This is a genomic window from Mycoplasma sp. Mirounga ES2805-ORL (assembly GCF_017084445.1).
Taxonomy (GTDB): Bacteria; Bacillota_I; Bacilli_A; order Mycoplasmatales; family Metamycoplasmataceae; genus Mycoplasmopsis.
On the sequence record NZ_CP070947.1, the window covers coordinates 586,735 to 598,345 of the forward strand.

9 protein-coding genes and 2 tRNA genes are annotated in these 11,611 nt (G+C 27.7%); 3 read left to right on the top strand and 8 right to left on the bottom strand.

Annotation, left to right across the window (positions count from 1 at the left end; translation table 4 throughout):
• The first annotated feature begins 91 nt into the window (after nucleotides 1-91).
• Nucleotides 92-1,459 (top strand): FAD-dependent oxidoreductase, encoded by a 1,368-nt coding sequence (locus JXZ90_RS02510; RefSeq protein WP_205848206.1) that lies wholly within the window; start codon nucleotides 92-94, stop codon nucleotides 1,457-1,459.
• 39 nt (nucleotides 1,460-1,498) lie between these two features.
• Here the strand turns inward: JXZ90_RS02510 and JXZ90_RS02515 are convergent, their stop codons facing one another.
• The 7 genes from JXZ90_RS02515 to JXZ90_RS02545 all read right to left on the bottom strand — a co-directional run bounded on the left by JXZ90_RS02515 (nucleotide 1,499) and on the right by JXZ90_RS02545 (nucleotide 10,412).
• Nucleotides 1,499-1,930: an MHO_1590 family protein gene (locus JXZ90_RS02515; protein ID WP_205848207.1), complete on the bottom strand. Its 432-nt coding sequence runs from the start codon at nucleotides 1,928-1,930 to the stop codon at nucleotides 1,499-1,501.
• Nucleotides 1,931-1,969: 39 nt separating this feature from the next.
• A complete protein-coding gene (locus JXZ90_RS02520) occupies nucleotides 1,970-3,520 on the bottom strand; it encodes a hypothetical protein (protein ID WP_205848208.1) in 1,551 nt (516 codons plus the stop codon).
• 23 nt (nucleotides 3,521-3,543) lie between these two features.
• Nucleotides 3,544-5,229, bottom strand: a complete 1,686-nt coding sequence (locus tag JXZ90_RS02525) for a S41 family peptidase (RefSeq protein WP_205848209.1) — start codon at nucleotides 5,227-5,229, stop codon at nucleotides 3,544-3,546.
• A 65-nt stretch (nucleotides 5,230-5,294) separates the two neighbouring features.
• Entirely contained in the window at nucleotides 5,295-6,389 is a 1,095-nt protein-coding gene (locus JXZ90_RS02530; RefSeq protein ID WP_205848210.1) for an endonuclease/exonuclease/phosphatase family protein, read from the bottom strand.
• A gap of 315 nt (nucleotides 6,390-6,704) precedes the next feature.
• The gene (gene lysS / locus JXZ90_RS02535) at nucleotides 6,705-8,171 is read right to left on the bottom strand and encodes a lysine--tRNA ligase (RefSeq protein WP_205848211.1); all 1,467 of its coding nucleotides are present in this window, start codon (nucleotides 8,169-8,171) and stop codon (nucleotides 6,705-6,707) included.
• Between the two features lie 153 nt (nucleotides 8,172-8,324).
• The gene (locus tag JXZ90_RS02540; protein ID WP_205848212.1) at nucleotides 8,325-9,278 is read right to left on the bottom strand and encodes an L-lactate dehydrogenase; all 954 of its coding nucleotides are present in this window, start codon (nucleotides 9,276-9,278) and stop codon (nucleotides 8,325-8,327) included.
• Nucleotides 9,279-9,386: 108 nt separating this feature from the next.
• Nucleotides 9,387-10,412 carry a hypothetical protein gene (locus JXZ90_RS02545; protein ID WP_205848213.1) on the bottom strand — a complete coding sequence of 342 codons (1,026 nt, stop codon included), beginning with the start codon at nucleotides 10,410-10,412 and terminating at the stop codon, nucleotides 9,387-9,389.
• 267 nt (nucleotides 10,413-10,679) lie between these two features.
• Here JXZ90_RS02545 and JXZ90_RS02550 point away from each other — a divergent pair.
• A tRNA-Arg gene (locus tag JXZ90_RS02550) sits at nucleotides 10,680-10,756 on the top strand.
• Nucleotides 10,757-10,795: 39 nt separating this feature from the next.
• Nucleotides 10,796-10,871 (top strand) — tRNA-Arg (locus JXZ90_RS02555).
• Between the two features lie 148 nt (nucleotides 10,872-11,019).
• On the opposite strand, the gene JXZ90_RS02560 is transcribed toward JXZ90_RS02555, so the two are convergent.
• Entirely contained in the window at nucleotides 11,020-11,583 is a 564-nt protein-coding gene (locus JXZ90_RS02560) for a thymidine kinase (protein ID WP_205848214.1), read from the bottom strand.
• Nucleotides 11,584-11,611 lie beyond the last annotated feature (28 nt).

Below are 11,611 nucleotides of genomic sequence, written 5' to 3' on the forward strand. Positions count from 1 at the left end.
AAAAGAGGTTAAAATCTCTTTTTTTGTTATAACAAATATAGCAAGTAATAAAATTTAATTGTATAAAAAATATACATTTAGGAGATTTTATATGAAAATAATAGTAGTTGGAGCTAACCATGCTGGAACTTCATTTTTACGTACAATTAAAACATTAGATTCTAACGTTGAAATTACAGCATATGAAAGAAATACAAACACTTCATTTTTAGGTTGTGGCATTGCGATTTGAGTGGCTGGAGAATTCAAACAACCCGACGGGTTATTTTATTCTTCACCTGAAATACTCAAAACTGATTATGGCGTTAATCTAAAAACAGAACATGAAGTTCTAAAGATCGATAATAAAAAGAAAGAAATTTTAGTTAAAAATCTAAAAACAAATGAAGAATTTGTTGACAAATATGACAAGTTGATTTTTGCAGGAGGTACATGGCCAATTGAACCTAAAATACCTGGGATACAATATAAAAATATTGTATTATCGAAACTGTTTCAACATGCTGAAATTTTAGTTGAAAAAGCAAATGATAAGAAAATTAAAGATGTTGTTGTAGTTGGGGCTGGATATATTGGTATAGAGCTTGTTGAAGCATTTAGAATGAAAGGTAAAAATGTTACCCTTATAGACACTCAAGACAGAGTTGTTGCTAATTATCTTGATAAAGAATTCACAAACAAGATGGAAGAAAATATCAAAAAAGAAAAAATAACCCTTGCACTAGGACAAACGGTGAAGGAATTTAAATCTAAAGACAAAGAAAATGTTAGTGAAGTAATTACTGATAAACAATCATTTAAAGCAGATTTAGTTATTATGAGTGTTGGATTTAAACCTTTAACTGGTCCACTTTCGAATTTTGAAAAAATCTCAAATGGAGCTATTAAGGTAAATGAATTCCAACAAAGTGTTACAGATAAGGATATCTATGTTATAGGTGATTCAGCCTCAATGAAACATTGTGTTTCGGGAGTTAATGAACATGTTGCACTTGCTACAAATGCAGTAAAATCAGGCATAGTAGCGGCTTTAGATCTAGCCAGATTACATATTCCATTTCCTGGAGTTGTAGGTACAAATGCTATTAATGTTTTTGGCTGCCATTATGCCTCAACAGGATTCACAGAAGAAGTTGCTAAAAGCAAAGGCATGAAAAATATATCTTCTATATATTTTGAAGATAATGATAGATGTGAGTTCATGAAAAGTACTGAAAAAGTTGGTATTAAAATTGTTTACGATAGAGAAACTTTTAAACTTTTAGGTGTTCAAATAGGATCATGAGGTAAAGCGAATCACACTGAAGTAATTTATATGTTTGGTTTAGCTCTACAACAAGGTTTAACCCTCCCTCAAATTGCTCTAACAGATGTTTTCTTCTTGCCTCATTTTAATAAACCATTTAATTTTTTCTTGGTCCCAATTTTAAAAGCTCTTGGTTTAGATTACAAAAAATAAAAAAACAAAAACGTGCTAAAACACGTTTTTTTATTGACTTTAGTCGATAAAATCATTATCCAAAATATTTGTTTTATCTTCTATTTCGAAAGTATATGATATTTTTTTATTAAGTTCTCCATTTATTCATTTAAAGAAAATGATAATTTTGGTTTTGCTTATTATTTGATAATCAAATTCTAGATTGCCACTATTAAAATTAATTTTATTAATAACATAGTTAATAGAATCTAAAATAATTTTTTTATCTAAAAAGTATTTATACCCTTTTATTCTTATGTATTTATTAAAATCTTCATTATTTAATTTTGGGAATATAACATCTTTATCATTATCCTCAACTTTTATAGGATCTAATTCAACTGAATTATTTAATTTTTTAGCTGATACTACAGCGATTGGCGTTGCTATTGCAGCAACCAAAGCTATTGAAGTTACTGGCCAAATAATTTTTTTATATTTGCGACGCATTTTAGTTTTCCTCTTCTCCAAATAAAATTAGATAATTACTTAATTGTTTAATGGAATTAACTTGTGATTTAAAAAGTCAACCCTTTGCTCATATGAAATTTTGTATCTAAAATTAGAATAATCCGGCTTTATATTTTTAATAATTTTAAGTTGTAAAAGTGAATCATTGCCACCAATTAAAGATTTCTCTATATTTTTATTTACGAAAAAGTTAACACAATATTTATTGTCTACTTTATGTTTGGATCCAATATTAAAAATAACTTTTCATTTAAAATGAAGTGTGCCTTTGAATTTTGGAGGGATAATAAACCCACCTAAAGACCCTCTGGATTGGTTTGTTGTGTATTCATCACCAGGTAAATAGTCGACTTTTATCATTTTGTCATTTGTTTGATCGTATTCTAAAATTTCAGGATAAATAAATTTATAAATGGAATGTTGTTCGTCAATACAACTTATATATTCATCAGAATAAGATATTTTTTTAAGTTTAGTTTCAATTCCGGGCATTTCCCTGCAATTTAATAATTCTATTTGTATATCTACGTCTTGTTCAGGAGTTTTGAATGCGTGAAGCATTATATTGTGGTTTTCATAAAATGAATCATTAAAATCATATTTTTTAAGTATGTTCCTATCTTTAATATTCATTTCATAATAGCTTGGTTGATTTTCTTGTAGTATCCTAAGAATAGGTGAAACGTTCGGCTTTAATCTTGTAATTGAATGTGTCTCGGGAGCTATACGATATTTTAAGGAATATCTTATATGCCTTTGAGGACTTCTCATTCCTTGTTCATTGAATATCCATCTAAATGTATGCGGTACCTCAATAGTTGAACTCATACTGCCATCATAGTTTTTGATTCCTCAACGTATATTTCCGGGTTCTTTAATAGAATTTATCTTTTTTATAGTTCAATTAATACTATTAATTTTTTCTTTATTTAACCAATTTATAGATATATTATTGAAATCGTCAAATGAAAGATTATCTACATCATCAGAAATGATTGTAGTTTCTCAGAATTGAATGTCATTATATTCTTTGTAAACAAAATTATCATTAGATTGATTAGCATATTCATTAAATGTAAGTTCAGGTTTATTTGACTTAAACACTTTGCCTATGTCTTTTCTATTCATGCAAATTGTGTTTAGTCTTTTGGTTACAATTTTTTCATTAAGTAACTTATTATTAATTAGAATGGCTGGTGTCATGTGTAATCGATCATAGTTGGTTTTTTCTTGAAAGAAAAAAATGTGGATAATAAATTTGTTGCTGTTAAGCATTCTTCTAATTGTTACTCCACCCCGCTTTAGATCTCTTTTATTTACATTGTTAGAATAATTATGGAATTCTTCTTCACCTATTATTTCGTGGCCGTTATTTTGAGTGGCTAATCAATTGTAATTTTGAATAATTGCTATATTTGGATTGTTTTTAAAATCGCTCATTACTGATAAATTTTTTTCATGAACGACTGCAGGTGTTGTTATTAAAATGGTTATCTCCTTTCAAATCGGGAAGATAGTAATTCATTTCTTCCACAATTCTATATATTTATTTTTTTGTGATTTTTTCAAAAATGGAAAATAAAAAACTATTTCTAGTTTTCTATATCTGTAATTGAGTATATGTAATCTAAATCATAAAAATCTTCGTATTTTATTTTAATGTCAGGTTTAATTCCATTTTCTATTGGAATATATATTCCATTTGCCTCATCATATATGTTTGAACAATTAGGAGAGCTCATGCCTAGAGATACTCCATCAGGAAGAGTCACATATAATAATGAACACATTCCTCCACCTGTTTTTTGACCAATCACTTTCCCTAATTTCATCTGTTTAAAAATAGCGGTGAAAGAGTTGGCGGCACTAAATGTGTTTTCACCAGTTAAGACAAATCATTTATATTTAGTGAATGGGATGTCTTTTTCACTTGAATTTACTAAAAGGGTTATTCTATTCATTATTTTTGTTAAATTATTGTAATCATAATCTACAATCGGCTTATCTGTAATCAAGCCTAATGTACGATACATTGCCGCGACACTACCTCCACCATTTTGAGAAAGATCTAAAACAATTTTTTTAATGTTTGGATGGGATTCTATTACAGCGCTGATTCCTGTTTTAAGTCATGTATAAGAGTCAAAACTCGACGGGTCTATGTTGTCGCTAATGTTAACAACATCTTCATTTGTTTCAAAACTGTCCATTTTAATTACTAACATGTCGTGTTTAATTCTTAATCATTTATTAAGCTTAGTTAAATAGTGGTTGGTTTCCTCACTTCATATGTTTTTTAGCTCATTTAATCTATTTTTGTATGATTTGAATTTTGTACTTTTTAATCTTAATTGTGGATTAATAAATGTATTTGCATTATGATAAAAAGAATTTGAAATCAATGAGGTATGAAGTTCATTAAGTTCTCCATATATAAAATCAGAATAGCCATCCATAAATATGTTTTTATCGGTGTTAGTTATCTTACTAATAATATTTTGATTTCAGTATGCATCTATATCTTCTATATCTTTTTGTTCTTTTAGACCGTAAAAATAGTCAAAAACAAATCTTAAAAAGTTATATGAGTATAATCTTTCTGACTTTGTCGGTAATTTGTTGGTTCAGTTATTTTTTCAGTGTGAATTAACAACAGTTTCTACTCCCCTATATTCATTTCCATCAAAATAAACATTATAATAATTTTGACTACCAAATAACAAATTAAACACATGAAAAGGAATCAAAACTCTTCCCCGGTAATTTTTAATATCGAAACCATATTTATCTAAATCAAATACAACTTCTTTATTTTCTAATTTAAATTCATCATAACCGATAGTTTTTAATAGTTTCATATAATTTGTAGATCCTCTTTGTGTGTATCGGAAGTATGAAATATCATTGACTTTTATTGTATTTTCTTTTCAATCTACAACAATTGAACCATATGGTGATTTATATTTTATTTTATTATCAAATAATACTCTACTACTAGTATAACTATCTGAATCTAGCAAGCCATTAAGCATATTTATTCCTGAAGAAATATTAATATAAGGAATTATTTTATCTTTATCAAAAAAAGTTTCAATTTTTGAATTGTATATTTTATATTCACTTTGTTTGTCCTTATCTACTCAATACGAAAAATTTAACATTTTTCTTTCTAAATGTTCATTATTATCGTTTTGAATATTGAAAGTGCAAGATACGGACGTAATAAGTGGAACTACAATAGTGCCCAATGCTGACAATGTTAATATTTTCTTTTTCATATTCATATTTATATATTTTATCTAAATAAAAGTAAATAATTAATAAGCATTTAATCAAATACCTATTAATTTAATTCAAATTCTAATATTATGGGGTTGTGATCACTACTTAAAAATTCCAAATTTTCTACTTTTCTAGAATGTACTTTTATATTAGAGCTTGTTATGAATCCATCAATTTGGTAGAACTGAAAATTATCTTTATTTGCTCCCTTGTATGTTCGATCTAAAGACCTGCAACTTGGCGTTTTAGGATTATTGCTCATTCAAACATCAAACCCTTTTTCAATAAATAATTGAGAGTTTATTTCCTCGGGTTTTCATAGTGACTTATTCGATTTAGAAATGATTTTAGGTCTTTTGTTTTTGGGGACATTTGAAAAAATTTGATTGAAATCTCCAGCTGCAATCACATAGTTTCCTCCTTGTTGGAATTCTGTAATTTTATTTAACAAAAATATCGTTTGTTCCTTAGCACCATCACCATATGCTTCTAGATGCAAATTAACTACATATAGTTTTTTGGAAGAATTGTGGATTTGGTATTCATTTACTAATAAATTTCTTTTCAATCAAAATGTTTTTACAGGCCAACTTTTACAATCGGGCAGAGAGTATCTTTTGGAATTATTAACTGATAGTTTGGAATAATTGGATAAGCCCGCATAGATTTTTCCTAATGGTTGTTTAATGGGCACAGGAAAGTGACCAACCTTAAAATTATAAGAAAAAGAGTTCGCGTAATTGTTTAATTTAGTATTTAAAAAATCCACTTCATTGAAATAATGAGCTCTTTTACTGGATTCATCAACCTCTTGAAATAAAGCGATATCGGGGCTAATCATCTTAGTATCTAAAACTATGTTTTGCATATTTGTCTCAACCCTAGCTCTGCTAGCGGTGTCAATCATTTCACCTCCATCATAAAAAAAATTAGCGTTATCTCCTAATCCTCCATATCCTATATTTCAGCTCAGAATTTTATATTTTTGATTTTTATAAACCATTTTTTTACTTTTAATTTCCTCGATTTTGTCAGGTCTATATTCAAGAGCGGTATAAGATATTGCTGTTATACCTACACCTAAAGTTGTTAGGCCCACTATTGAGCCTAAAGCTATTCCAAACCCTTTAATTATTTTTTTAGTTTTTGTTTTCATTTATGTTCCTTTGCCTATTAAACTTTTTTCTCAATTTTATTTTTTGAATTTATATTAAATATATTATTGTTTTTCATAGTTAGATCAAGTAAGTATTTATTTCTATAGAAAATATAGGAGTTATTTAATCTAGTATTGTAATTAAAATTTAAGTTTCTAATAGTACAATAATTAATCTAAATTTAAAATATACTAGTATTAATTCTAAATAGACATCTCTTAAAAACAATAAGCTAAATTATAAGTTAGGTTCTTTTTTATTCTTAAAAAAGTAATAAATAAAAACCAAAAAATAAATTTTGGTTTCATAAATAATTATTTTTTAATTTTCTTTAAAGTTGGGAATAATAATACATCTCTAATTGAATCGGTTTCGGTAAGTAACATTACTAATCTATCAATACCAATACCACATCCACCGGTAGGAGGCATTCCATATTCTAGAGCTTCAACAAAATCATAGTCAATCTCGCTAGCCTCATCATTTCCTGATTCTTTTTCTTTAACTTGATCTTCAAAGCGTGCTAATTGATCAATAGGATCACTTAATTCTGTATACATGTTTGCATATTCTTTTGTGTTTATAAATAATTCTGCACGTTCAGTAAATCTATTATCATCTGCCTTTGAAGCTAGTGGTGATACTTCAATAGGATGTCCATAAACAAAAGTAGGTTGAATTAATGTTTCTTCAATTAATTCTTCATATAAAGCATTAATAATATGTCCTATTGTGAAGAATTTTTCAATTTTAATATTGTATTTCTTAGCAACTTCTTTAGCTTTTTCAAGTGAAACAGTTCTAAAATCAACTCCTGTTGTGCTACTTACAGCATCGACCATATTTAGTCTTTTAAAGGGCTGTGATAAATCCACTTCAACGCCATTATTTATAAATTTAGATTTTCCAAGTTTTTTAGCTAATTCTTTAATAAGAGTTTCAGTATGGTTCATCATACCTTCAATATTTGAATAAGCTTCATAAAATTCTATTGTTGTAAATTCGGGGTTATGTGTAGTGTCGTACCCCTCATTTCTAAAAATTCTACCCATTTCATAAACTCTGTCAAATCCACCTACAACTAATTTTTTCAAAGGAATTTCTGTCGCTATTCTTAATACAAATTCTTGATTTAATGAATTGTGGTGAGTAGAAAAAGGTTTAGCTGCGGCACCTGAAATATAATCATGTAAAAGAGGGGTTTCTGCTTCAATATAATCATTTCTATTAAAGTAGTCGCGAATTCATTGCACAATTTTAGTTCTAGTTAAAAACCTTTCACGCGATTCCTTATTCATAATTAAGTCAACGTATCTTCTTCTATATCTATCTTCTTTATCAACTAACCCATGGAACTTATCTGGCAAAGGTTTTAATGATTTTGTTAGTAGTTCCAATTTATTAACTTTCACTGATATTTCGCCAGTATTAGTTTTCATAACGAATCCGTGTGTTCAGATAATATCACCAAGGTCTAAAGACTCGACTAATTTAGCTAAATCAGGAAGTTCTTTCTTATTGAAGTAAAGTTGTATTTGTCCTTTATAGTCTTGAATGACAATAAAAGGTCCTCTTTTAGTCATGATACGTCCTGCGACATTCACTTCTTTATTTGCTTCATGTAATTCATCTTTCGTTCTGTTTGCGAAGAGTTTTTCAATTTCAGCAGAATAGCTAATTTTTCCAAGGTTGTAAGCTTTTTTAAATGGTATTGTTCCTTCATTTAAATAAGATTCCACTTTGTCTCGTCTAACTTGTTCTTGTTCTGTATATTTTTCCATAACTTCTCCCTATTAAATATATTAGTATTATTTAGAATACTAGATTAATTAAATATTAAACAATTATAAATTATTATTTAATATTAAATATTTTCATTTTGTTCTTATTTATGTTTTGCTTTTTAAACTATCATTGACTTTTAATATGGCTTTTTAATTAAAATTCTTTTTTATTCCTATTATTTCTAAAATTTCTGAATGAACGTTAGCCATTTTTAAAGTTGATTTGTTAAATAAGTCTAATTCTTTGTCAGTCATAAACATTGCATTATTTAAATATTTGTAACCGTTTTTTCCAACTGAAACTGGAATTGATGAATAAATACCTCGATTCTTAAAATTATCTGGTAATTTAACGCCAATATTTATAATTTGATTTGTATCATTTAAAATTGCATTAGTAATTTCATATATAGACATCCCTATACCAAATTGAGTGTTCCCTTTTCGTGAAGAAATATAATATCCTTCATTTATAACTTTTTCCCTCAACTCAGATAATTCATTTTCATCTTGAATTAAGTCTAATAATTTTTTATTATCAACCGTTGATGTTGATCAAATAGGAGTGGCTGATGTGCCATGTTCCCCGACTATTGATGTTTTAACTAAACTAGGTGACACATTATATTTCTTAGCAATAAATTTTCTAAGACGAGCGGTATCTAAAAGAGTTCCGGTTGATATAACTTTTTCATGTGGAAAGCCTAAATAATGGAATGCAGCAGCCATTACATCACAAGGATTCGATGGAACAATGATAATTCCTTTGAAGTCTGCCTTTTTTAAAGCGTCTGCAAAGGTTTTCATTAGTTTAACATTTTCGGAAGCTAATTTAATTCTATCAGCGTTGCCTGAAATACGTGGGATTGAAGCTGTAATAACCACAATATCTGCATTTGCTGCATCCAATAAGTTTCCAACTTTAAATGTGGATTGATTATTTGGGTTAATAGATAACATATCTTCAAAATCATGAGCATGAGCTATACATAGATCCTCATTTTTATCAACTAAAACTCATTCAGCTTCGACACCTTTTGAAAGTGCGATATTAATATATGTAAACCCAACATTTCCTAAACCAATAACGACTATTTTATTCATAATAACTCCTTAATTTATAATAAATTATAAACATTATTATATTTTCTCTGCGGCACAGTTTGCAAAAAAATAAAAACCCTATCCTTTTTTAGATCGGGTTAGTATTAATTATTTAGTTAGTAGATTATCTAGAACCTCTGTAAAAGTAATTTGGCCTAGGGACTCAAGAAGTAGTCAGTAGTAGCTATATTTAAGAATGGTGTTTGAATATTCTTCAGGAACTTTTATATTTGATTTAGGAGATTTTTCTAAAAATTGATTTACTTTATCCAATATTGAAACTTTTTGTGTTCACTCATCATCAGCCGCTTGTGCCTTTTTTTGTGCTTGTAAGTAGTTTTCTTTTGATTCAGTCAAAGTGTTTTCTAGTTTATTACTTTCTGTTATAAATTCTTGAACTTTTTCTTTATATTCTAAAGATTTCTTTACTATCTCTCAATCGTCGTGTTGTTTTTGTAATTTTTGAATTTTGGTGTCAATTTTTTCATTTTTAGAACTAACGATGTTTACTAATTTGGAAGATTCAATAAGTAATTGATTTGCAAATTCGCTTCTCATATCTTCTGGGATTTTATTTATTCTTGCTTCAGCTTTTTTAGCATTAAATAAATTTAATTTTTCTGGAACTGTAGTTTGTATTAAATTATTATTTTCGATTTTTTCTTCATTCAACATTTTTATTGCTTCAAACTTTGATTCGTCTAATTTAATTCACTCAGAAATTTTGTGAGTGGTACCGGAGATAGTAATTTCAACATTTTTATCACTTGATTCTAATTTATTGATATTATCTTTAGCAAGACTAATTGAACTAAGTAATTTTTTTGTTTCTTCCAAATTATCGAATTTTTCTACCTTATTTTTAATTATTTTATTTGCTTCTTCAATTGTAGGTTGCATGGCTTTGTTAAATTCTTTATTTATAGTTGTTATGCCTCCGTAAGTTTTTTCGATAAAATCATTTATTCTTTGTTTATAGTTTTCATTGTTTTTTTGGTGATCAGATTCATTTTTAATTTCAGAATTTTCTTTGTTATTTTTTTTGTTCAGGTCTTTTCCACAAGAAATAGTTGCAAAAGGGATTGACATTGTTGAAATTATCCCTAATGAACCCAATATTTTTTTAATTTTCATTATATATTTCCTTTCATATCATGAATTATTAATATCTAATATGACAATGTTAAATTAGATTGCAAAATTATATATTAAGATTTATATGATTTGATGTATTTTAAAAAAACATTTTTATACCTAATTTATTAATTACGTTTAATAATATGGAAACCAAAAAAATGAGTTTAGTAAATATGGTAATTAATATATAAATTAAACTTTTAAAAAGTGGTAAAATAATTTTGTTCAAAAAAAAGAACTTAATATATTAAAATATTTTTGCGTGGTCGCGTAGCTCAGTAGGATAGAGCACAAGCCTTCTAAGCTTGTTGTCAGAGGTTCGAATCCTCTCGTGATCGCCATTTTTTTATTAATTTTTTGTGGTATATTTTTATAAGTGTGTTTGCGTAGCTCATCAGGTAGAGCACAAGCCTCCTAAGCTTGGGGTAAACGGTTCAACTCCGTTCGCAAACGCCATTTTTTATTTTTTGAATTAATTATTTAGACATCAATTTTAATTAAACAAAATATTTTTTTAAAAAAAATAAAATAAACTAGAAAATAATAAAAAAATTAACAACTTAAAAATGTTAATTTTGCTTCTATATTAAATATCTTAACTTTTTTATCTATACTTACTTCCTTTGATGTGGCAAGAACGGCAACGAGCTTCATATTCACTGTCTCCAAGTACATTTAATTCTTGAGAAGAAATTTTTCTATATGAAAAACCAGCGGGGTTTTTGCATTTTACACATACAGCTTTTAATTTAATAACTTCGTCCGCCATCGCCATTATTGCGGGAGTTATGCCAAACGGTTTTCGCAAAAAGTCAAGATCTAGACCAGAAACTAGCACTTGAACGTCTTTTTGTAAAAGTTCCTCTATAACTTCTGGTAAATCGTCATCTAGAAAATTAATTTCATCAATCGCGACTGCCTTGTATTCGGGATTTCACTTCTCTAATATTTCCTTAGAATTAGATATATTTATCGCTTCTGTTTTAGCCCCTGTTCTACTTACTAATTCAGTTTTACTAAAACGAGTATCAAAATTTGGTTTTACAACTAATGTTTTAATATCTGCTCATTTTAGTGTGTTAATTCTCTTTAGAAGTTCTTCAGTTTTCCCGGAAAACATTGGACCGGTAATAACTTCTAATCAACCTTTTATATTGCCTCTATTCATAATTATTTCATTATAGAAAAAACCATTT